Annotated in this window: 20 protein-coding genes and 1 pseudogene; 8 read left to right on the top strand and 13 right to left on the bottom strand. The window is 67.0% G+C overall.

Annotated elements, in window-relative coordinates; translation table 11 throughout:
• Positions 1 to 641: 641 nt before the first annotated feature.
• The 4 genes from AAFL97_RS22325 to AAFL97_RS22310 all read left to right on the top strand — a co-directional run bounded on the left by AAFL97_RS22325 (position 642) and on the right by AAFL97_RS22310 (position 4,075).
• Positions 642 to 1,595, top strand: coding sequence for a hypothetical protein (locus AAFL97_RS22325; protein WP_341646792.1), 954 nt, complete (start codon positions 642 to 644; stop codon positions 1,593 to 1,595).
• A gap of 108 nt (positions 1,596 to 1,703) precedes the next feature.
• On the top strand, positions 1,704 to 2,630 hold the full coding sequence (locus AAFL97_RS22320; RefSeq protein WP_341646791.1) for a WD40/YVTN/BNR-like repeat-containing protein: 927 nt from the start codon (positions 1,704 to 1,706) through the stop codon (positions 2,628 to 2,630).
• Positions 2,631 to 2,755: 125 nt separating this feature from the next.
• Positions 2,756 to 2,935 (top strand): hypothetical protein, encoded by a 180-nt coding sequence (locus AAFL97_RS22315; RefSeq protein ID WP_341646790.1) that lies wholly within the window; start codon positions 2,756 to 2,758, stop codon positions 2,933 to 2,935.
• Between the two features lie 90 nt (positions 2,936 to 3,025).
• Complete coding sequence (locus AAFL97_RS22310) at positions 3,026 to 4,075, top strand: patatin-like phospholipase family protein (RefSeq protein WP_341646789.1); 1,050 nt, start codon at positions 3,026 to 3,028, stop codon at positions 4,073 to 4,075.
• Between the two features lie 57 nt (positions 4,076 to 4,132).
• On the opposite strand, the pseudogene AAFL97_RS22305 reads toward AAFL97_RS22310, so the two are convergent.
• Positions 4,133 to 5,460 (bottom strand): annotated as a pseudogene (locus AAFL97_RS22305) (DEAD/DEAH box helicase).
• A gap of 519 nt (positions 5,461 to 5,979) precedes the next feature.
• Positions 5,980 to 6,297, bottom strand: coding sequence for an HU family DNA-binding protein (locus tag AAFL97_RS22300; RefSeq protein ID WP_341647221.1), 318 nt, complete (start codon positions 6,295 to 6,297; stop codon positions 5,980 to 5,982).
• A 164-nt stretch (positions 6,298 to 6,461) separates the two neighbouring features.
• Here AAFL97_RS22300 and AAFL97_RS22295 point away from each other — a divergent pair, with 164 nt between their 5' ends.
• Entirely contained in the window at positions 6,462 to 7,649 is a 1,188-nt protein-coding gene (locus AAFL97_RS22295) for a hypothetical protein (protein ID WP_341646788.1), read from the top strand.
• On the opposite strand, the gene AAFL97_RS22290 is transcribed toward AAFL97_RS22295, so the two are convergent.
• Positions 7,628 to 8,137: a flavin reductase family protein gene (locus AAFL97_RS22290; RefSeq protein ID WP_341646787.1), complete on the bottom strand. Its 510-nt coding sequence runs from the start codon at positions 8,135 to 8,137 to the stop codon at positions 7,628 to 7,630. The genes AAFL97_RS22295 and AAFL97_RS22290 overlap by 22 nt on opposite strands.
• Before the next feature lie 130 nt (positions 8,138 to 8,267).
• Here AAFL97_RS22290 and mutY point away from each other — a divergent pair, with 130 nt between their 5' ends.
• Entirely contained in the window at positions 8,268 to 9,344 is a 1,077-nt protein-coding gene (gene mutY, locus AAFL97_RS22285) for an A/G-specific adenine glycosylase (protein WP_341646786.1), read from the top strand.
• Between the two features lie 21 nt (positions 9,345 to 9,365).
• Here mutY and AAFL97_RS22280 read toward each other — a convergent pair whose 3' ends face one another.
• The 6 genes from AAFL97_RS22280 to AAFL97_RS22255 form a co-directional block, all read right to left on the bottom strand.
• Positions 9,366 to 9,974, bottom strand: a complete 609-nt coding sequence (locus AAFL97_RS22280; RefSeq protein WP_341646785.1) for an LON peptidase substrate-binding domain-containing protein — start codon at positions 9,972 to 9,974, stop codon at positions 9,366 to 9,368.
• Complete coding sequence (locus AAFL97_RS22275; RefSeq protein WP_341646784.1) at positions 9,971 to 10,627, bottom strand: flavin prenyltransferase UbiX; 657 nt, start codon at positions 10,625 to 10,627, stop codon at positions 9,971 to 9,973. Before AAFL97_RS22275 ends, AAFL97_RS22280 begins: the two co-directional genes overlap by 4 nt.
• An 86-nt stretch (positions 10,628 to 10,713) precedes the next feature.
• On the bottom strand, positions 10,714 to 11,880 hold the full coding sequence (locus tag AAFL97_RS22270) for an ABC transporter substrate-binding protein (RefSeq protein WP_341647220.1): 1,167 nt from the start codon (positions 11,878 to 11,880) through the stop codon (positions 10,714 to 10,716).
• A 94-nt stretch (positions 11,881 to 11,974) separates the two neighbouring features.
• Positions 11,975 to 12,922 carry a branched-chain amino acid ABC transporter permease gene (locus AAFL97_RS22265; protein WP_341646783.1) on the bottom strand — a complete coding sequence of 316 codons (948 nt, stop codon included), beginning with the start codon at positions 12,920 to 12,922 and terminating at the stop codon, positions 11,975 to 11,977.
• The gene (locus tag AAFL97_RS22260) at positions 12,919 to 13,794 is read right to left on the bottom strand and encodes a branched-chain amino acid ABC transporter permease (RefSeq protein ID WP_341646782.1); all 876 of its coding nucleotides are present in this window, start codon (positions 13,792 to 13,794) and stop codon (positions 12,919 to 12,921) included. The genes AAFL97_RS22265 and AAFL97_RS22260 overlap by 4 nt, the downstream gene beginning before the upstream one ends.
• A 125-nt stretch (positions 13,795 to 13,919) precedes the next feature.
• Positions 13,920 to 14,894 carry an NAD(P)H-dependent flavin oxidoreductase gene (locus AAFL97_RS22255; protein WP_341646781.1) on the bottom strand — a complete coding sequence of 325 codons (975 nt, stop codon included), beginning with the start codon at positions 14,892 to 14,894 and terminating at the stop codon, positions 13,920 to 13,922.
• A gap of 170 nt (positions 14,895 to 15,064) precedes the next feature.
• Here AAFL97_RS22255 and AAFL97_RS22250 point away from each other — a divergent pair, with 170 nt between their 5' ends.
• Positions 15,065 to 15,685 carry a trimeric intracellular cation channel family protein gene (locus AAFL97_RS22250; protein ID WP_341646780.1) on the top strand — a complete coding sequence of 207 codons (621 nt, stop codon included), beginning with the start codon at positions 15,065 to 15,067 and terminating at the stop codon, positions 15,683 to 15,685.
• 238 nt (positions 15,686 to 15,923) lie between these two features.
• Here the strand turns inward: AAFL97_RS22250 and AAFL97_RS22245 are convergent, their stop codons facing one another.
• From AAFL97_RS22245 to AAFL97_RS22230, 4 genes are all read right to left on the bottom strand, one after another.
• A complete protein-coding gene (locus tag AAFL97_RS22245; protein ID WP_341646779.1) occupies positions 15,924 to 18,167 on the bottom strand; it encodes a hypothetical protein in 2,244 nt (747 codons plus the stop codon).
• 165 nt (positions 18,168 to 18,332) lie between these two features.
• Positions 18,333 to 18,974, bottom strand: a complete 642-nt coding sequence (locus AAFL97_RS22240; protein ID WP_341646778.1) for an MBL fold metallo-hydrolase — start codon at positions 18,972 to 18,974, stop codon at positions 18,333 to 18,335.
• A gap of 150 nt (positions 18,975 to 19,124) precedes the next feature.
• On the bottom strand, positions 19,125 to 20,468 hold the full coding sequence (gene gdhA / locus AAFL97_RS22235; protein ID WP_341646777.1) for an NADP-specific glutamate dehydrogenase: 1,344 nt from the start codon (positions 20,466 to 20,468) through the stop codon (positions 19,125 to 19,127).
• Between the two features lie 328 nt (positions 20,469 to 20,796).
• The gene (locus AAFL97_RS22230) at positions 20,797 to 21,282 is read right to left on the bottom strand and encodes an OmpA family protein (RefSeq protein WP_341646776.1); all 486 of its coding nucleotides are present in this window, start codon (positions 21,280 to 21,282) and stop codon (positions 20,797 to 20,799) included.
• Positions 21,283 to 21,463: 181 nt separating this feature from the next.
• Between AAFL97_RS22230 and lysM the strand changes: the two genes are divergently transcribed.
• The gene (lysM, locus tag AAFL97_RS22225; RefSeq protein WP_341646775.1) at positions 21,464 to 21,946 is read left to right on the top strand and encodes a peptidoglycan-binding protein LysM; all 483 of its coding nucleotides are present in this window, start codon (positions 21,464 to 21,466) and stop codon (positions 21,944 to 21,946) included.
• Positions 21,947 to 21,954 lie beyond the last annotated feature (8 nt).

Genomic DNA, 21,954 nt, shown 5'->3' with positions numbered 1-21,954 from the left:
CAATCAGGCCGAGCTGTGTTTTTTCTCCTGTACCCGCAAAAGCGATCAACACTGCATGGTCCACGAGCGCCAGCGCGATGTGACGCCAAGCTGGCATCCCTGGTGCCGTAGGACCTTTCTGGGCTTGCAGCAGACACGACCGGCGTCACTTGGGTCGACTGGAGTCGGTCCAGGACACACTGTTAAAGCTCGCATTGCAGATCGCACGCGATGACTCCGAAGTGCGTCGCGAGCGTCAGCGTCAAGGCGTCAAGTTGGCCAAACACGCAGGCAAGTACCGCGGCAGGCCGGCCGACGAGTTGGCCCACAGGCGAATCATCGTGTTTCGTAACACGGGTCGATCGATCTCAGGAACTGCACGGCTCGCAGGCTGCAGTGAGAGCTTAATCAAACGAGTGCGGGTGGGCCACCAGTACTCAGATAGTGCCGATAGCATAATTGCGGTATAATTATATTCACTAGGCATGTATGGATCTGAGCAATGAGGTGTTATGTAAGAGCCATTGATGCCAGCAATCATCACCTACTACGGTCGGTTCGGGCGTCACACGATGATACTGAGTGAGGATCAGCACCGTGACAACCGAAGAATGCGGAGTGATGGGCGCGTTCTTGTATTTTTTAAGAACAAGGAGGTAATCATGAAGTTGATTCTTACGTTTAATGGCGCTCAGGTTGATCCTGCTAAAGTCGCGGATGTGATTGCGGCAGCAGGAGTGAATACAACAGTAGTCGTCAACACGGCTCAGGCCTTTAGTGTGGCGGAATGGGTATCCGTTAAATCGGCGGCCGGCAACAAGAGCTTGAGCGCGATATTTGATGCGTTTCCGACACCATTGAGCTTGATGAAGAGTTATTTTTCAAATTCAGGCTCGAAGACCAGTGCCAGCATGTACAAGACTCAAGTTTGGAGCTCAAATGATTTGGTATCGCTCGCCACCGCTGTTGGTAGCAAGCAGTTGAGCGCCGACTTCAACGCTTTTCAGTCCATGCTGTCAACTATTCAGCCATTTCTCACGGCAGCCGGCGCCAATACCAGGACGAGTATGAACACGTCTCAGACATGGAGCGCCAGCGACTTGGTCACTTTGACCAATGCTGCCGGCAGCAAGCTGCTGAGTGTCGATTTCAATGGTGCTCAATCCATGCTGTCGATTGTCAAACCGTTCGTTATAGCAGCCGGAGCCAATACGTCGACAAGCATGAACACCTCCCAGACTTGGAGTTCTAACGACTTGGTTGAGTTGGCGAATGCCGCTGGCAACAAACAGTTGAGCCTTGATTTCAATGGCGCTCAATCTATGCTGTCGACGGTCAAACCGTTCGTAACCGCTGCTGGTGCTAACACCAGGACGAGCATGAACACTTCTCAGACCTGGAGCTCAAGCGATCTGATTGCTCTCGCCAATGCTGCGGGCAATAAGCACTTGAGTGTCGATTTCAATGGCGCCCAGTCGATGCTTTCGACCATCCAGCCTTTCGCCAGTGCTGCAGGTGCTAATACCACTGTAAGCGTGAATACTGCTCAAACATGGTCTCACCAGCGATTTAATAGCTCTTGCCGCTATTGCAGGGTGAGACATCATCAACGATGATGTCATATGTTTGATTAGCGTTCCACCTGTGATTTCTTACTGAGTGAGAGGCACCGCATGATGTAAGGTATCATGCGGCGAGTTGGAATATATTTTCGGGGTGTCGAGGTGTTTAAGAAATTAATTACCATACTGCTGTTGCCTCTGAATGCGATCGGTGCGGAGGCGTGGGTAGTACAGCAAAGTGACACACCTGTTGAACTTAATGCAGTCACTTTCATGTTGAATGGCCGCTCGGGTTGGGCGGTGGGATTTGGCGGCACGGTTCTTGGAACGACGGACGGCGGGCAGACGTGGGGCCGGCAGCAAAGCGGCACGCCAAACGAATTACTATCTGTGTACTTTGCGCCGAATGGACTTTCCGGCTGGGCTGTAGGGTTTGGTGGGGAGATTATTACCACGATCAATGGCGGTAGAATCTGGACTCGTCAACGAAGTGGAACACCGAACGAACTTCGTTCGGTGACATTTGCCTCGGATGGTCGTTCGGGCTGGGCCGTGGGTTTTGGCGGTACGATCCTAGCGACCAGCGATGGCGGGGAAAATTGGCTACCGCAGCGAAGTGGCACGTTGAACGAACTGCGTTCGGTTAGTTTTACATCAGATGGCCAATCGGGTTGGGCTGTGGGTTTTGGCGGTACTATTCTCGCCACTTTCGATAGTGGTGGATCCTGGACCCGGCAGCTGAGTGGCACAACGAAGGAACTCCATTCGGTCACCTTCATGCGGGACGGGCGTTCAGGCTGGGCCGTCGGATTTGGTGGGACAATTCTGGCTACGACCGATGGTGGGAGATCATGGGTTCAGCAACGAAGTGGAACGACGGCCGATCTTCGGTCGGTTTGTTTCATGCCAGACGGTCGTTCAGGCTGGGTAGTTGGGTTTGGAGGAACGATTCTTGCAACCACCGATGGTGGTCAGTCTTGGCTCAGGCAGCAGAGTGGCACCACGAAGAATCTGAATTCGGTTAGTTTCGCGCAGGAAGGGCGTTCGATTTGGACCGTGGGAACTGGCGGTACGATCCTGAGTAACTGATTTGCACCGCAGAGACGGGCATTTTTGGCGGTTGGAGAACAAGGCGGTTTGGGTACGGCCTGCCATGGTGAACGCGAGCTCGACCAACGACGCAGGACTATACCGTGCAGTCCAGAAGAACCGTGTTGGCAGTCGTCTATAACGCGCTGGACAGGCTGGTCGAAGAAGTCGGGCTTGATGCGCGCCACACCCGCTACCTCTACGACCCCACGGGCCTGATCCTGGGCAGGCTCGAAGAAGGCTACCTGACGGCGCAACCGCGCCTGGGCAGAAAGCTTGTGCAGGCGCCCCTCCCGCATCAATGAGCAAAACCCACCCCGATTGATGGCAGTGGTGTAGATTGTGCACTGCACAATATCGGTATCCCCTGTCAACCATCGCCCGGGAGAGTGTTCATGTTCGGCAAACTATTGCGGGCCGGGCGCAGCGATCCGGCCCCTCCCCTCAGCCTCGCCCTGCAGGGCGGCGGTGCGCACGGCGCCTATACCTGGGGCGTGCTGGACCGGCTGCTGGAAGACGACTGGCAGCTGGACGGCGTCAGCGGCACCAGTGCCGGCGCGATGAATGCGGTGGCGCTGGCGCAGGGCTGGACCACCGGCGGCGCCGAAGGCGCGCGTGCCGCGCTGGAGGCGTTCTGGACGGCGGTGGGCGACAGCACGCCCTTCCATCTCGACCTGATGCACAGCCTGAATCCGGCGCAGGACGGCGGCCTGCCGGCGCCGATGAACATGATGCTGGGACTGGCGCGGCTGTTCTCGCCCTACCAGCTCAACCCTTTCGAGCTCAACCCGCTGCGCGACGTGGTGCGTGCCCAGTTCGACTTCGAGCGCCTGCGGCGAAGCTGCCCGCTGAAGCTCTTCCTCGCGGCCACTCAGGTGCGCACCGGCAAGGTCCGCCTGTTCCGCACCCGCGAGCTGAGCGAGGATGCACTGCTGGCTTCGGCCTGCCTGCCCACGCTGCACCACGCCGTCGAGATCGATGGCGAGCAGTACTGGGACGGCGGCTTCACCGCCAACCCGGCGATCTATCCGCTGATGTACGAATGCACGACGCCGGACGTCCTGCTCGTGCTGCTGAATCCGCTGCTGCGCGACGACGCGCCGCGCAGCGCCACGGACATCGCCGCACGCAGCATGGAGCTGGGTTTCTCCACCACCTTCCTGCGCGAAATGCGGATGATCGCGCATGCCCGCAGCTATGTCAGTGAAACGAGCAGCTGGCTGCCGCGCGGACGGCTGGAGCGCAAGCTGATGCGCCTGCGCTTCCACCTCATCGACGCCAGGGAACTGGGCGACATCGGCGGCGACAGCAAGCTCAACGCTTCCACCCGCTTCCTGCTGCGCCTGCGCGAGCTCGGCCGCGCGCGGACCGACGACTGGATACGCCGCCATCGGCGAGACGTCGGCCGGCGCGAATCGGTGAACCTGGAAGCGCTGTTCGCCTGAGGCCGCGGGCCGGGCCGTTCCGGCCCGCCCGTGCTCCGAGTCAGCTCGAGCGCAAGCTCAGCCGCGCGAACCGCGGTCGAAACGGCCGCCGTGGCTGCGCTCGTTGCGCGAGGCATGGCCGTCACCACGACCATAACCGCCTGCGCTGCGGCGGCTGTCGCCACCCGGACGGCCATAGCCGCCGCCGTTGCCGTTGCCGAAACGGCGGCCACCGTTGCCGCCCGGGCGCGGGCCGGACGGGCGGCGCAGCGCCGGCTCCATGCCGGGGATGGTGTGCACTCCAGGCGGCCGCCGGTGAAGCGTTCGATGGCACGGATCAGGCCGGTTTCGCGCGGCCCCGACAGCGTGATCGCGACACCGTCGCGGCCGGCACGGCCGGTGCGGCCGATGCGGTGCACATAATCTTCGGCCTGGCGCGGCGGGTCGAAGTTGATGACGTGGCTGATGCCGGCGACGTCGATGCCGCGCGCGGCGACGTCGGTCGCCACCAGCACGCCGATGCGGCCCTGGCGCAGGCGGTCCAGCGTGCGGTTGCGCTGGGTCTGGTGCATGTCGCCGTGCAGCGCGGCCGCGGCGATGCCCTTTTCCTGCAACGACAGCGACAGTTCGTCGGCGCTCTTCTTGGTGGCGGTGAACACCACCGCCTGCTGCAGGCTGTCGTCGCCGAGCAGGGCTTCGAGCAGGCGGCTCTTGTGGCCGATGTCGTCGGCGAACATCAGGCGCTGCTCGATCTGGCCGCGGTCTTCCTTGGCGACTTCGATCTCGATGCGCTGCGGCTCGCGCGTCATGCGCGCGGCCATGTTGCCGACGACGCCGTCGAGCGTGGCCGAGAACAGCAGGGTCTGGCGCTTGGCCGGAGTGGCGGCGACGATGGCGTCGATGTCTTCGGCGAAGCCCATGTCGAGCATGCGGTCGGCTTCGTCGAGGATCAGCACTTCGACGTCGGAGAGCTTGAGCTTGCGGCGGTTCAGATGGTCGAGCAGGCGGCCCGGGGTGGCGACGACGACGTCGCACTGGCGCTGCAGCTGCTTGACCTGGGCGAACATCGGCGCGCCGCCGACGAGGCAGGCGGTCCTAAGCCAGCGCAGCGCCTTGCCGTAGGTCTGCACCGCTTTCTCGACCTGCAGCGCGAGCTCACGGGTCGGCGTCAGCACCAGCACGCGCGGGCCGCTGCCCTGCGCCGGGCGGCGGTCGATGATGCGGTGCAGGGCCGGCAGCGTGAACGCGGCGGTCTTGCCACTGCCGGTGTGGCTGGAAACCAGCAGATCGCGGCCGGCGATGGCAGCCGGAATGGCCTGCATCTGCACCGGCGTCGGCGTCGTGTAGCCGGTCTGCTCGACGGCCTGGAGAAGTTCTGCGGCGAGGCCGAGGTCGTGGAAATTCATGTTCTTGTCCTGTGTCTGGCGTGCCGGCCTCGATCTGGCGAAGGCCGCACGGATTCGGGCTTCCCGGCAGGGAAGCTCAAGGCATCGCGCCGCACCGTGCCAGCCTGGCTGGAACGGTGCGGAGTCGCAAGGGCAACGAATACGCGATGGGCGTGGCTGGTCTTGACGGCCGGAGGCCGCAAGGACCGCGCATCGGCACCAACCGGTTGTCACGATGCCAGACGATCGGAAGAACGAATGGAAATTCGGCGGGAGGTCGGGGGCGATGGGGCTGTGGTTACAGTCCCTCGGGCCAGGTCGGCGGGCACCCTCGTCCGCACCGAAAAGCTCCATGGCCCTGCTGCTGCATTGCACAACGCGGCGGAGTATAGCGCTTTTCTTCGCCGCTGTCGCCCAAAAACGGTGGAAGTGCTTGACAGGGAAAGCGCTGCGCGCCAGGCGCGATACAAGAAAAACGGGCCTGGCGCCCAGCGCTCAGACCCGTTCTGGCGGAGGTCTCCCCCGCGGGGCACAACTTGCTTACTTGTTGACCGCGGCCTTCAGCGTGGCGCCGGCAGTGAACTTGGGCACGCTGGATGCGGCGATTTCGATCGTCGCACCGGTCTGCGGGTTGCGGCCGGTACGGGCAGCGCGTTCGGAGACTTCGAACGAGCCAAAGCCGGTGAACGCGACTTTTTCACCCTTGCCGAGTTGCTCGGCGATGATGTCGAGCACGGCGGACAACGCACGATCGGCTTGCGCGCGAGAAACATCCAGACGGTCGGCCAGCGCTTCGACGAATTCACCTTTGTTCATGCTTTTCCTCGATTGGTGTGTGTGGAGTTTGGAAAGTCCTATCTACGCGGCGGATTCTAGCACCGTCGCAGCTTGTGGAGCATTTCCCGGCAAACATGCGTGACATCTTCCATGCACGCGGCACATGCGGCAACACCCGCGCGACTCAGACCGGGGACTTCCGCGCTATCCTTGCGCCTCGAAGGAATACGCGCCCCGAGGGCCTCATGTCGCACGACCCGTCCATCCGCATCACTGCTCATCGCCGCGGCGGATGCGTCGTGTCGATCACGATCACCATGCCGGAGCAGGTGCCGCCGGGCACGCTGGCCATCGGCCTTGCCCCCGAAGACGCCGCCGCAGCCCTCGGCGAGCAGCTCGGCCACAGCAAGCGCGCCCATGCCCACGCGCTCGGCGCGGCCTCTGCCGCTGCACTCGGCCTGCCGCCTCCCGACCTCGACAGCCTGCTCGCGAGCGAACGCGAGCTTGCCGCCGAAGCTGCCGACGATCATCTCCAGAAGCTGCTGATCGACTGGCCGCTGTGCCTGGACATGGATGCCCGACCGAGCCGCCACGCCGAATTCCACCGCCGGCTGAGCACCCGGACCGACGCTGCGTCCTGCTTCGAGCTCGGCGGCGACATCCTCGACCTGGTCGCGCGCGAGATGCTGGGTGGTTTCTTCAACAGCATCCGCCTGCCGCACAGCCTGGCCGAATTCGCCGAACGCGCCGACAGAGGCGGCATCCTCGGCGCCGCGCTGCGCGAGCTGATCAATCTCGGCCCGTCCCAGCCCCGCCAAGGGCACGCCGTACCGATCCTGGGCAAGCTGAGCGCCGCAGCCTGGGTTTCCGCCATCGGCACCTGGCCCACCGCCGAATTCGTCACCCGGCCGACCTTCGCCGGCGAACCCGCCGAAACCGGTCCCCTGGCGCGCCATACCGTGTCGCCCCTGGTGCGGCTGCTGCTCGAGCGCGGCCACCGCGTATCGGCGCGGCTGTTCTCCAAGGCGATCGACCTGGCCGACTGCGCCAGCCGGCTGCGCTACCCCTTCACCGACGATGTGCCGCCGATGCTCGATGCGGCGCAGGCAGCACCCGGCATCGGCCTGGCGCGCGTCAGTACGGCGCGCGGCGTGCTGCTGTGCTGGGTACGCGTCGAAGCGGGCCTGATCGCCGACTGCGCGATCGTGCCGGCCGATGCCTGGAATTTTCATCCGCAAGGCGCGTTCTGCCGCGAAGCCTGCATCGAGGCTGCGGAAACGCCCGAGGCCGCACGGCACCGCCTGTTACTGCTCGCGCTGGCGCTCGACCCCGCAACACCCTGCCGCATCGAGCTGGCGGATGCAGCACCGAAAAAGCGCGGCGGCGCAAACCCGCCGCGCCCCAGGGCCGCTCAGGGCGCCAAGCGCCGATAATTGCCGCCGAAATACACCAGCGGGGCACGCTCGTCGCGATCGAAGCCAATCACCTCGCTGATGAACACGATGTGGTCGCCCCCCGCATGGCGCACGGTGTTGCGGCAGATGAAGCGGGCGCAGCAGCCCTTGAGCAGCGGCACGCCTGCCGGCCCCTCGTCGATCTCCAGCCCGGCGAACTTCTCGCCCATGCGGCCGGCAAAGCGCTGCGACAACTCGGCCTGGCCTTCGGCCAGCACGTTGATGGCGTAGTATTCGCACCCTTCGAACAGCTCACGGCTGGGCAGGCTGTTCGACAGGCTCCAGACGACCAGGGGCGGCTCGAGCGAAACCGAATTGAAGGAATTCACCGTGAGGCCGATCGGCTCGCCCGCCGATGTGCGGGTGGTCACCACCGTGATCCCGGTGGCGAACATGCCGAGGGCGTTGCGGAAGCGGCGGGAGAAATCCTCGCCGGAATCCGGCTGCGGGACGGTCTGCTGGGTCATGGACGAAACGTCGCGGTGCGATCCGCGCCTGTTGGAATGCTGGCGAAGCCGCGGATTATGGCCGCATGCGGCCGGCGCGTCGAGGGCAGACGCCATGATGCATGACAAGAAACACAGGAAAAACCGTGACATGAACGATTTTGCCGAGCGCCTGATCAACTGGCAGCGCAGCCACGGCCGGCACGACCTGCCCTGGCAGGGCGGGCATGATCCCTACCGGATCTGGCTGTCCGAAATCATGCTGCAGCAGACCCAGGTCGATACCGTGATCCCCTATTACGCGCGCTTCCTGGCGCGCTTTCCCGACGTCGCCAGCCTGGCGGCAGCGCCGGTGGAAGAAGTCATGGCGCTGTGGAGCGGGCTGGGCTACTACGCCCGTGCGCGCAACCTGCATCGTGCCGCACAGGCCATCGTGGCCGAGCACGGCGGCGAGTTTCCACGCAGCGCGGCGGAAATCGCCGAACTGCCGGGCATCGGCCGCTCGACCGCAGCGGCGATCGCCGCCTTCGCCTATGGCGAGCGCGCGGCGATCCTCGACGGCAACGTCAAGCGCGTGCTATGCCGCATCTTCGGCGTCGAAGGCTTTCCGGGCGACAAGGCGGTGGAGAACCGGTTGTGGGCGCTGGCGGAATCGCTGCTGCCGGCGCACGAGGTCGGCCGCTACATCCAGGCCCAGATGGATCTGGGCGCCACGCTCTGTACCCGCGGCAAGCCGGCTTGCGAGCGCTGCCCGTTCGCCGGCGACTGCGTCGCGCGGCGCGACAACCGGGTCGGCGAACTGCCGACGCCGCGGCCGAAGAAAACGGTGCCGCGGCGCAGCGCCCGCTATGCGGTGGTCCTGCACCGGGAGGCGGTCATGCTGGAACGCCGCCCGCCGGCGGGCATCTGGGGCGGGCTGCTGAGCCTGCCGGAGATTCCCGCCGAGGTTCCGACCAGACTGGCCGATACCAGCGCATGGGCACGCTCGCATTTCGGCTTCGACGCCGTCGACGCCCAGGCGCTCGGCGCCCTGACCCACACTTTCACCCATTTCGTGCTGGAGATGCAGCCGGTGCTGCTGCGGCTCCGTACCGACACGCGGCCCTGTGCCCGGGACGGCGACGCGCTGGCCTGGGTGCCGCTGTCGGCGCTGGACGAGGCCGCCCTGCCGACACCGGTGCGCAGGATTCTCGACGCGCTGGCGACGCCCGACCTATTCACCGGCTGAGCGCCCCGGCGCCGGCCGCGCTCAGGCCATTCCCGGCAGCAGGCCGCGCTCCCTCAGGAAGCGCTGCACGATCTCCAGCCGGCTGATCGCATCGTCCAGCTCGAGCAGGCGCTGCTTGGCCAGCAGCGGGATCGGCAGCAGTTCGGCATAGCGTGCGCCGACCCAGGCCGCATCGTCGAAGCGGTGCGGCGGCGGCAGGCGCTCGCCGAGCTCGGCCACGATGCTCTGCAGCAGCGGCAGCAGATCCTGCTGGGCGGCAGGCACGGCTTGCGGCGGCGGTTCGGGCAGCCAGCCCACTTCGGCGACGAGCAGATCATCGCGCTCGACTTCATGATCGAGCACGCGGAAACGCCGCCCGCCGCGCACCAGCAGCGTAAGCAGGCCGGCCTGCTCCATGTCCCAGCGCTCGATGTGCGCTTCGGTACCGACCGGATGCGGCACCGCGGCTTCGCCGACCTCTTCGCCGGCGGCGATCAGGCAGACGCCGAAAGCCGCGCCTTCGCGCATGCAGCGCGTCACCATGTCCATGTAGCGCGGCTCGAACACCCGCAGCGGCAGCATCCCTTCGGGAAACAGCACGGTCTTGAGCGGAAACAGCGGCAGCCGCTGCGTTTCGGCCGTGGAGCTCATTCGCCGGCCTCGCCCGCGCGTTCCACCTCCTCGCCCCAGCGCGCCATCAACCGGTGCTCCACGCCCAGTTGGTCCAGGATGCGCGCGACGACGAAGTCCACCAGATCCTGCACGCTTTGCGGATGGTGGTAGAAGCCGGGATTCGGCGGCAGGATGCACACCCCCAGCCTCGCGAGCTTGAGCATGTTCTCGAGATGGATCGCCGAATACGGCGTTTCGCGCGGCACCAGCACCAGCTTGCGTGCTTCCTTGATGACGACGTCGGCAGCGCGCTCGATCAGGTTCTGGCTCAGGCCGCCGGCGATCGCCGCCAGCGTCGCCATCGTGCACGGGCAGACCACCATCGCATCCGGCGGATTGGAGCCGGAGGCCGGCGGCGCGAACCATTCCTCGCGGCCGAACACGCGCAACTGGCCGGGCGCGGCGCCGAAGCGGGCGGCCAGCTCGGCCTCGACCTCGGCCGGCCGCGCCGGCAGGTTCCAGTCTATTTCCTGGCGGGCGACGATCTGCGCCACCTGCGAATACAGCAGCCAGACCCGCTGGCCCGCCCGCAGCAGGCACTCGACCAGGCGCAGGCCGTAAGGCAGGCCGGACGCGCCGGTGAAGGCGACGGTGATGGTGCGGGGACTGGCAGGGGAAGCAGAGGGGGCCATCGGCGCTCCTGGATGAATGCGGGCTGCTGCCGGCTCGACCTGGCCAGGCGCCTGACCCGGCCGGATCTGGCCAGGTGGAGTGCGAGTCAGCGCAGGTAGTCCGTGATCAGCTCCCAGCGCCCATTGCGAATCTGCGCGAGCCGGCCGTGGCGGTTGCCGAGGTGGTCGTCGGTGCTGAAGCGGTAGCTCGGGCTGCCGAAAGCATCACCGGCGAATTCGCTGCGTTCGAGGGTGCGCGCGAACGCTTCCGGCGTCAAGTCGCGTCCGGTGGCCTCGGCAGTGCGCACGAACATGTCGGCCAGGGTGTAGCCCATCACGCTCCAGACGTTGGGCATGGCACCGAAGCGCGCACGATAGCGCGCGATCCAACTCTCCAGCCAGAGATTGGCACCTTCGGCATAAGGATGCGGCAGCACACTGACGCCGTACAGGCCTTCGACCGTGTCGCCGCCCAGTTCGTGGGTCTGGGCCGAATAGCCCGAGGCCGTCACCAGCATGTCGACCTGCCAGCCGATGCGGCGCGCCTCGGCCATCGCCGCGACCGTCTCGCGCACCACCGTCGCCAGCACCACCAGGTCGCAGTCGGCCGCGCGCAGGCGCGCGACCTGGCTCGACAAGTCGGTGGCGCCGCGCTTGTAGCCGGTGCGCTCGACCAGCGGCCGCCCCAGCTTGCCCAGCCCGGCCTCGACGCCGCGCATCACTTCCTGGCCGTAGTCGTCGTCCTGGTACAGCAGGCAGCTGCGGCGGTAGTCGCCGCGCTCGACCATGTGCCGCGTCGCCGCTTCCATGTAGTCCTGGTAGGGGGCGAAATTCTGGAACTTGAGCGGATGCAGCGGCTCGTAGGTGGCCTTGTGCGGCGAGAACGGGAACAGGTGCAGGCGGCCGGCGTCGAGCACCACCGGCATCGTCGCCATCACCACCGGCGTGCCCATGGTGGCGATGAAGGCGAAAGCCTTGTCGCGCTGCACCAGCTTGCGCGCCGCCAGCACGCCGCGCTTGGGATCGTAGCCGGCATCCTCCACCACCAGCCGCAGCATGCGGCCATGCACGCCGCCCGCGGCATTGGCCTCGTCGAAGCGCATCAGCATGCCGTCGCGCACCGGCGTGCCGAGCATCGCGATCGGTCCCGACAGGTCGGAAACATGGCCGACGACGATCTCGCGCGCGCTGACGCCGGCCGCTTCGGCGGCATGGGCAGGTGCGCCCGCCATCACGGCGGACAGGGCAAGGGCGAGACTGCGGAGACGTTTCATCACGGCGTGTTTCCTGAGTGGCGCGGCACAGGCGGAGCCTGCCTCGAGGCGCGGATTCTCCGACGATCCATTTCCGCGGACAAGAGGCGCGGCTTCAGCGCCCGCTGCCGCCTGCCAGCCCCTGCGGCCGCAGCAGCACCACGCCGACCACCACGGCGCCGAACAGCATCAGTTCCAGCCCGGCGGAGCGCGCCCAGTCACCGGGCAGGGTATCGCGCAGCACCGCGATCAGTTGCGGGATCGCCACCACCACCAGCGCGCCCCATGCCGCCCCCGCCAGGCGGCGGGTGCCGCCGATGAAAGCCAGCATCAGCAGTTCGAAAGAAAACACCAGGCCGAACTGCTCGGGGCTGATGAAGCCGATCCAGTGCGCATACAAGCCGCCCGCCAGCCCCGACAGCGCGCCGCCGACGGCGAAGGCGCGCAGCTTCGCCGCAGCCGGGGCGATGCCGCAGGCGGCAGCGGCGGCTTCATCCTCGCGCACCGCGCGCCATGCGCGGCCGAGGCGCGAGGCCAGCAGGCGCGCGCACACGGCCAGCACCGCCAGCAGCACGGCAAGGCTGATCGCGGCCTGCGCCGCCGGCGTGCCGGCGGTCCAGCCGGCAAGGCCGAAAGCCGGCACGACCAGGCCGGCCGCGCCATGCGTCAGCGATTCCCAGCGCACCAGCAGCTCTTCGACGATCAGTGCGAAAGCCAGCGTGCTCATGCCGAAGTACAGGCCGCCGAGCCGCCCGGCCGGCAGGCTCGCCAGCGCACCGCCCAGCGCGCCGGCCGCGGCGGCAAGCGGCAAGGCCGCCGGCGGCGCCACGCCCGCCTGCACCAACAGCGCCTGGGCGTAGGCGCCGAGCGCGACGAAGGCGCCCTGGCCGAGCACGATCTGCCCCGCCTGGCCGATGACGACGACGGCACCGAGGCCGGCGATCGCGTAGGTCGCCACCAGCGTCGCCTGGCCGAAGGCGAAATCGGCGCCCAGCCAAGCCACCGCAAGCGCCAGCAGCAGCGCCCAGGCCAGCACGGGGCGCAGCACTGCCGTCCGCCTCATCGCCCGTCTCCGCCGCCACACCCGCCGGCGAGGCCGGTCGGGAACAGCAGCAGTGCCGCCATCAGCAGCACGTAGGGCACGACGTCCTTGGCGCCCTCGGGCAGCACCAGGCCCGCCAGCGCCTCGGCCACGCCGAGGAACACGCCGCCGGCCAGCGCGCCCGGCAGGCTGGTGAGGCCGCCCAGCACCGCGGCAGGGAAAGCCTTCAGCGCGATGAAGCCCATGTTCAGATGCACGAAGGTAATCGGCGCCAGCAGCAGCCCGGCCACCGCCGCCAGGCCGGCGCCCAGCGCCCAGGCCAGCGTGTGCATGCGCGCCACCGGCACACCCATCAGCGCCGCGCTGCGCGCATCCTCGGCGCAGGCGCGCAGCGCGGTCCCGGCACGGGTGTGGCGGAAGAAGGCGGCGAGCAGCAGCGCCAGCACCACGGTGGCGCCGATCACCCAGAGATGGCTGGCAGCCAGCACCAGCGGGCCGAGGACGAGCGTGTCGGCGGCGAACGGCAGGCGGTACATGTCCTGCGCAGCCGCCGGCACCGAGGCCATGCCGCCGCGCATCATCATGCCGAGACCGAAGGTCAGCAGCACCGCGACGAGGTGCGGCTGGCCGATGGTCCGGCGCAGCACGGCACGCTCGAGCCCGGCACCGAGCAGCGCGACCGCGAGCACCGCCGCGAGTGCCGCCAGCGCCAATGGCCAGCCGGCCGCCAGATGCAGCGCCAGTCCGGCGAAACCGCCCAGCATCAGCAGGTCGCCCTGCATGAAGCTGACCGTCTGCGTCGCCTTGAAGATCAGCACGAAGGACAGCGCCACCAGGCCATATACGCAGCCGATGGCGATTCCGCTGGACAGGACCTGGAGAAAGGCGAGCATGGGGGCAGAGCATAGCCGATCCGCCCCGTGCGCCGGTGCCGGCACCAGCACCGACACCCGGTAGTCACCATGCCTGGCGGCGCACGGCGCCGACGGCAACCGTGTGTCCGCCGCAGGAGCGGAACTCAGGCCAACGCCAGTGTGGCGCTCGGCGGCAGGGCGCAGGCGGCGCGATATTCGGCGGCGAGCCGCGCCACCAGTTCGGCGGTCGCCGGCACGTCGTCGATGGTGGCGACGCCGTGGCCTGCGCTCCAGACGTCGCGCCAGGCCTTGGCCTCTTCGGACAGGTCGTGCAGCTTGCCCTTGCCGAAACCTGCGGCCAGTTCCTCGCGGCGGTAGCCGGCGCGCTCCAGGCTGGGCCACATGAAGTTGGCGTTGGCGCCGGAGATGGCGTCGGTGTAGACGATGTCGGCCGGCGTGGATTCGACCACCATCTGCTTGTATTCCGGCTGCGCCATGGATTCGCGCGTGGCGATGAAGCGCGTGCCCATGTAGGCCAGGTCGGCGCCCAGCACCTCGACCGCACGGATCGCCGCGCCGTCAGAGATCGACCCGGCGGCCACCAGCAGGCCGTCCCAGAATTCGCGGATCTCGCGCACCAGGCTGATCGTGCTCTGGACACCGGCATGGCCGCCGGCGCCGCCCGCCACCGCGATGATGCCGTCCACGCCGGCCGCGATCGCCTTGCGCGCATGATAGGCATGCACCACGTCCGACAACACCAGGCCGCCGTAGCCGTGCACCACCTCGGCCACTTCGGCGGGGTTGCCCAGGCTGGTGATGACGATCGGCACGCGATGGCGCACCAGGGTGGCGAGGTCTTCCTTCAGGCGCGCGTTCGACGCATGCAGGATCAGATTGACGCCGTGCGGCGCGCAGGGCGCGGCGGGATTGGCGGCGCGGAAGGCGGCCAGTTCGGTATCGATGCGGGTGAGCCATTCGTCGAGCTGCGCCGCAGGGCGTGCGTTCAGCGCCGGGAAGGTGCCGGCGACGCCGGCCTTGCAGGTCTCGATGACCAGTTCGGGGCCGGACACCAGGAACATCGGCGCGGCGATCGCCGGCACGCTGAAACGGCCATGAAGGCTGGCGGGAAGGCTCATCTGCGGTTCTCCTGTGCGTGTTCTCGCAAGTCGTGCGAGGATGGAAAAACCGACTGTAGCATCACGGAGACCGAATTCAAACGGTCGTTTTAATTCGGTCGGCGAGCCTTCATGCCGCGGCGGACGCGCACCACTGCTCCGCGCTGCGGCCGATGCTATGCTCTCGCCGCATGCAAGGCATCGAATCCATCCTCTACGGCATCGGCATCGCCGGCGTCGCCGCCCAGGCGGCTGCCGGCGTGCTCGACGCCGGGCGCAAGCCTTTCGACATGTTCGGCATCGTCGTCGTGGCGCTGGCGGCCTCGCTCGGCGGCGGCTCGCTGCGCGACGTGCTGCTCGACCGCACGGTGTTCTGGATCGCCGACCAGAGCTACCTGATCGCGGCGATGATCGCCGGACTGGCGACTTTCGTGCTGGTGCGCCGCGTGCGGCTGCCGGCACGGCTGTTCCTGCTGCCCGACGCGATCGGACTGGCGCTATTCACCGTGTCCGGCACCCAGGCCGCGCTGGCGATGGGCGCGCCATGGCTGGTGGCGAGCCTGATGGGCGTGATCACCGGCGTGTTCGGCGGCATCGTGCGCGACGTGTTGTGCAACGAAGTGCCGCTGGTGTTTTCCGGCGAACTGTATGCGACCGCTTCCTGGGTGGGTGCCTTGCTGCTGCTGGGACTGGCTGCCCAGGGCGTCGGCCCCGGCTGGGCGGCACTGGCCGGCGGGTTGACCACGCTGCTGCTGCGACTTTGCGCGATACGCTTCCGCTGGCGTCTGCCGATGTTCCGCGCGCGGGTCTGAGAAATCCGCTCCATGACGCTGCTGTGAAAGCGGCGTCGCAACCTCGTTCGCAGTTCGGCGCCTCCGACGAGCGTCGCAACAGTCGTTCTGATCGCGCAGGTAGAACCAGAGACGAAACCCATCGACACCGATGGAACTGATGAATCGACGGGCTTCGCCTTCGCCCCGGTGCGATGGGTTTCGCTTGCGCTCTACCTGCGCGGCCCGACCCATCCTAGCCGGGCTTGGCCTCCCCTCTTTATTCTCCTTCGGCCGGCGGTGCGGCAGGTGCTTCCGGAGCCGGCTCGGCAGCGCTTTCCTCCGCCACCGGCGCCTCGGCTTCGGGCTGGGAGAAGAAGCTGTCGTACACGCCCTGGCGCCACAGCACCAGCGCCGTGATCACCACGGCGAGCAGGAACAGCCAGGTGCCCCACGGCGTTTCCTTTTCCGCGTAGGGGTCGGCCATCGTGCGCGAGGCGCCGGCCGGCAGCTTCGCCACGCCGGTCAGCGCGCCGCCGAACGGGATGTTGATGCGCGCGCGGGTGTTGACCGCCCAGCCGTTGGCATCGAGCAGCGGACCGAGGTTGCGCTGGCGCAGCTTGAGCCAGGCCAGCAGCATCGACGGCCCGGAAATCAGCAGCATGATGCCGACGACGACGAGCGGCATCTGCCAGGCCGGCAGCGACAGGAAACCGGTGACCACCGCCGCCAGCGCGGTGCCCAGCGCGCCCAGCGCGAGGCCGATGGCGGCGAAGATGCCGGCGAACTTGGCGATGTCGAAGGCCGGCGCGGCAGCGGGTGCCGGCGCCTCGGCCTTCGCGCCGGCATCGGCGACGCGCGCGGCGGCCTTGTCCTCGACCGCCTTGTCGCGCGATGCGGCGAACTTCTGGATCTGGTCGCCGATCATGCGGGCGATGCGCTTGTAGGGCGACCAGAAGGCCTGGCGCACGCTGATCGGCGCCTCGACCACCTGCACCACACTGGCATGCCAGTCGCGCCCCTGGCGGTCGTAGAACACGCCGTTGCGGCCGGGCACCATCATTTCGTCGGCATCGCCGCCGGTCATCGCCGCGACGATGTTCATCGGCGCCTCGCCCTGGCGCACGCATTCGCAATAGACGAGGTAGGTGCCGGAAAGAGGGGCGAGCGCGGCATGGCGCGCCAGGTCCGGCACGCGCAGGCAAAGCTCGCAACTGCGCTGGTCCAGATACAGCGTGCCGGCCTGGAAGATGGCCTTGTCGCCAGCGCCGTAGAAATCGCTGAGGGTGACGAAGTTGCGCAGCAGGGTAACGAAGTCGCGCTTGTAGCGCACCAAGCGTTCGAGCGCATCGACCTGGGCGGCGGCGGTTTCGGCAGCCAGGTCGCGCTCGATCAGCGCCGTCAGCTCGGCTTGCGCCGTGCCGGCGAGCAGTTCACGCAGCTGCCCGGCGTCCAGCGCCGCGACCGGCGTCGCCGGCCGCGCGGCGAGCCAGGCACGGTAGGCATCGAAGCGGGCGGCGATGTCCTGCCATTCGGCATGGGACAGTTCGCTGCGCTCGCCCAGGATGGGCTTCACGACCGTATCGCGCAGCGCCACGATGCGCGCCTGCCAGGCGGGGTTGAGCCCGTCTGCCAGCGGCAGCGCACGGTCGGCGCGGACCTGGGCCAGCGGCAGCGCGGCCACGCCTTCGGCGTCGGTGGCCAGCGCCTGCGGGCTCAGTTCGGCATAGGCCTCGTCGGCGGGGTTCAGCGCATCGGCGGCACGGCCGTCGAAAGCAGCGAGGCGGCAACGGGTGAAGAAGTCCTCGATCTTCGCGCGCACCGCATCGAACACCGCGGCGGCATCGGCCGTTCCCTCGCCCAGCGGCAGTACCGTATCCGGGCTGGCTGCGGCCTGGTCGTGCCAGGCGACGGCGTCCTGCACCGCGGCGAAGAAGACCGACACCTTGTCCAGATCGACGCCGGGCTGGCCGCTGCGGTCCTCGGCGGCGCCGAAATGCTCGATGATCAGGCCGATCAGGGCGGCCTGGGCTTCGTTCGCGGCGAACTCGGCGGGCACGATGCCGTCGCCGTTGGCGTGCCCGGGCGCAAAGAGGCGCGAGGGTTCGGCGAAATCGGCCACCTCGATCGAATCGGCCTCCGGCTTGTCCATGTAGGCGAGCACTTTCCGGGCAGTCGCCAGCAGCCTGGCGCCCTCGGGATGTTCGTCGGCGATCGCTTCCAGCGGCAGGCCGTCGCCGGCGCGGAACAGCACCTCCGGTGTCTTGAGCACGGCGCAGAGCCAGTCCGCCGCCGCGATCACCTCCGGCGCGCGGATGCTGCCGTCGCCGTCGCTGTCGAGCAGTTGCAGCGTACGGGTGTCGAATTCCAGGCCGGACGTCGGGCAGGCCAGAACCGACCACAGCTTTTGGTCGAGTTCGCCGAGGTGGCGCAGATCATCCACGTTCTCGATCAGGACCTGGTCGAATCCGCCCGAGCGGAAGAAACGCCACTGGTGATTCTTGTTGTTTTCCTGCTTGCTCATCTGACATACCTCTGCTGTGGTTATCTGCGCCCTGCCCGGGGCGCCGGGCCGCGAAATACTGCGCTGGATCAGCGGGGCGGGCAAGCGTCCGGTTGCCCGCAGCGGTCAGCCGCACCCGGCCGGTCGCCCTGGCCGGTCACCCGCGTCGGCCGCAGCTCGTCGGCCTCAGCCATAAGCGCCGACGAAAGGATTGCTCTCGCGCTCCTCGCCGAAAGTCGAGGTGGGACCGTGGCCCGGGATGAAGGTGATGTCGTCGCCCAGCGGGAACAGCTTGTCGCGGATCGAGCGGATCAGGGTCTGGTGGTCGCCGCGCGGGAAGTCGGTGCGGCCGATGGAGCCGGCGAACAGCACGTCGCCGACGACGGCCAGACGCGCCCCCGGGTGTACGAACACGACGTGGCCGGGCGTATGGCCGGGCGCGTGGATGACGTCGAAGCGCTCGTCGCCGATGCTGACGGTGTCGCCGTCGTGCAGCCAGCGGTCGGGCTCGAAGGTCTCGACGTCCGGAAAGCCGAACATCCTGCTCTGCTGCGCCATGCCTTCGATCCAGAAGCGGTCTTCCTTCTGCGGGCCTTCGATCGGCACCCCGAGTTCGCGCGCCAGCTTTGCCGCGCCGCCGGCGTGGTCGATATGGCCATGGGTGATCAGGATCTTGTCGACCGTCACACCCAGCTCCTGCACCGCGGCGAGGATGCGCTCGATGTCGCCGCCGGGGTCCACGACGGCCGCCTTTTTCGTGCGCTCGCACCACAGGATGCTGCAATTCTGCTGGAAGGGGGTGACCGGGACGATGCTGGCCTGAATCATGGATGGCACTCCTGAAAGCCTGGAATCGGCGGCAGTTTAACCGATCGGCCCGAACGGGCCGGTGAACGGAAAAACCCGCTGGCCGGCACCGGGCGCGGCGAGCGGGTTTGCAGGTGCATGGGGCGGGCTGGCCCCCTGCGGCTCAGGCGATCAGATCACGCCCTGGGCCTGCATCGCCTCGGCCACCTTGACGAAGCCGGCGACGTTGGCGCCGTCGGCATAGCTGACGCTGCCGTCCTCGCGCTTGCCGTACTTGAGGCAGGCGGCGTGGATGCCGAGCATGATCTCCTTCAGGCGGGCGTCGACTTCCTCGCGGGTCCACGAGATGCGCATCGCGTTCTGGCTCATTTCCAGGCCGGACGTCGCCACGCCGCCGGCATTCGAGGCCTTGCCCGGCGCGTACAGCACGCCGTTGCTCTCGAAGATCTTCACCGCTTCGGCGGTGCTCGGCATGTTGGCGCCTTCGGCGACTGCGACCACGCCGTTCTTGACCAGCGTGGCGGCGTCGTTGGCATCGAGTTCGTTCTGGGTGGCGCAGGGCAGCGCGACCTCGACCGGCACGTGCCACGGGCGCACCTTGGGCTCGAAGCGGGCGCCGACGCGCTCGGCGTAGTCGGACACGCGGCCGTAGAGGTGATTCTTGACTTCCATCAGCACCGCGAGCTTCTCGGCAGTGAAGCCTTCCTCGTCGATCACGGTGCCGCTCGAATCCGAGCAGGTGATCGGCTTGGCGCCGAGTTCGAGCAGCTTCTCGATCGCGTACTGGGCGACGTTGCCCGAACCGGACACCGCCACGCGCATGCCCCTGATGTCGCGGCCGGCGTGCTCGAGCATCGCGTTGGCGAAATAGACGGTGCCGTAGCCGGTCGATTCCGGACGGATCAGCGAGCCGCCGAAAGTCAGGCCCTTGCCGGTGAACACGCAGGCGGCGTTGTTCGACAGCTTCTTCATCATGCCGGCCATGAAGCCGACTTCGCGGCCGCCGACGCCGATGTCGCCGGCCGGCACGTCGGTGTCGGGCCCGACGTGGCGATACAGCTCGCTCATGAAGGCCTGGCAGAAGCGCATGACTTCGCCCGGGCTGCGGCCCTTCGGATCGAAGTCGGAGCCGCCCTTGCCGCCGCCCATCGGCAGCGTGGTCAGCGCATTCTTGAAGGTCTGCTCGAAGGCGAGGAACTTCAGGATCGACAGGTTCACCGAAGGATGGAAGCGCAGGCCGCCCTTGTAGGGGCCGATCGCCGAGCTGTGCTGGATGCGGTAGCCACGATTGACCTGGACGTCGCCCTTGTCATCCACCCAGGACACACGGAACATGATCACGCGCTCGGGTTCGATCAGACGGTCGAGGAGGGAATGCTCGGCATAGCGTTTGTTGGCGGAAATGAAGGGCCAGAGGCTCTCCATGACTTCGCTGACCGCCTGCAGGTATTCAGGTTGGCCGGGGTTACGCTGCTCAACGTATGCCAGGAACTCCTCGAGAGACTGATATTTCATGATGACGCTTCGCCTGTTAATGGATGGACACGCGCACGCGACTGCCTCGGTTTTACCCGAGGCAGTCGCGTGGATTCCCTAATATTGTGCATCAAGATTCGCCAAAATGGTGCATTTTTCGCGCCAAGGCGAGAGATTTCGGGCAGAAAACAGCTCGATCGCACACCATCGGTGCGTGCGCACCAGATCGGGGCCAAGCAGGCCCCTGCACGATGGCAGGCATCCGCAGCCCGGGATGACCCTGCAGCGGAAAACAAAAAGCCGGGCAAGTGCCCGGCCTCCTGTTGCAGCCTCTCGACTTTGTCTCGCGCCGCTTGCCGCGCCTCGCTTACTGCACGCGTGCCTCGACCCGGCGCGCTTCGGTAGCATCGCTGCCGCCCAGGGTCACCGCCGGACGGCGCATCAGCACACGGGCTTCGGGGACGCCTGCGGCGACCAGCGCATCACGCACCGACAGCGCACGCTGCCTGGCCACTTCGGCATTGACCGCCGCACCGCCGGTCTCGTCATGGAAGCCCGACAGCAGCACGTTCGCTTCAGGTGCGGCTTCCAGCGCGGCAAGCACGGTGGCGATCTGCTCCGGCCCAGTCGCCGGCAGCGCGGTCTGGCCCAGATCGAAATAGATCTTCACCAGCGGCTCGCCGACTTCGGCCACGTCGACGAAAATATCCTCGGCCACCGCGACCGGCGCAGCCGCCTGCACCGAACGCTGCTGGTACACGCCGAGGCCGATGACGAAGGCGATGACCAGCGCGATGATGCCGAACACCACGCCCATGACGACGCCCAGGTCGCTGTCTTCCTGATCGAACATGTGCTGCACTCTCCTGACAAGAAAATGAAAAGACGGAATGAACCGCGCGATTCTACCTGAACGCCATCGCACACTCTGCAACAGACTGCATTGACGCGCCGAACAGCTTCGGCATGGACCGGCGGCAAGGGAATCGTCTATGCTGGACGCCTCGCGTTACAGCCAACCAGGAGGGAGTCACATGGGACTGTTCGATTTCGTCAAGGAAGCCGGCGAAAAGCTCTTCGGCAGCGGTGAAGCCAAGGCCGCCGCAGCGGCGCCGGATGCGGCTGCCGCCAATGCCAAGGCCGCATCCGCGATCCACAACTACATCAGCTCCCTGCAACTGGCACCGGCCGATCTGGCGGTCGAGTTCGACGGCGCGGCCTCGGTCGTCACCGTGTCGGGTACCGCACCCGACCAGGCGACGCGCGAGAAGATCCTGCTCGCCGCGGGCAACGTCGCCGGCGTGTCCAAGGTCGAAGACCGCATGAGCGTCGCCCGCAGCGAGGCGGAAGCCCAGTTCCACACCGTGGTGCGCGGCGACACGCTGTCGGCGATCGCCAAGAAGTTCTACGGCGACGCCAACAAGTATCCGGTGATCTTCGAGGCCAACAAGCCGATGCTGTCGCACCCGGACAAGATCTATCCGGGCCAGGTGCTGCGCATTCCGCCGCAGGCCTGAGATGCCGG

The organism is Thauera sp. SDU_THAU2, assembly GCF_038260575.1.
Taxonomy (GTDB): domain Bacteria; phylum Pseudomonadota; class Gammaproteobacteria; order Burkholderiales; family Rhodocyclaceae; genus Thauera.
The sequence above is the reverse complement of the archived record's forward strand: the minus strand, read 5'-3'. Positions and strand labels throughout refer to the sequence as shown.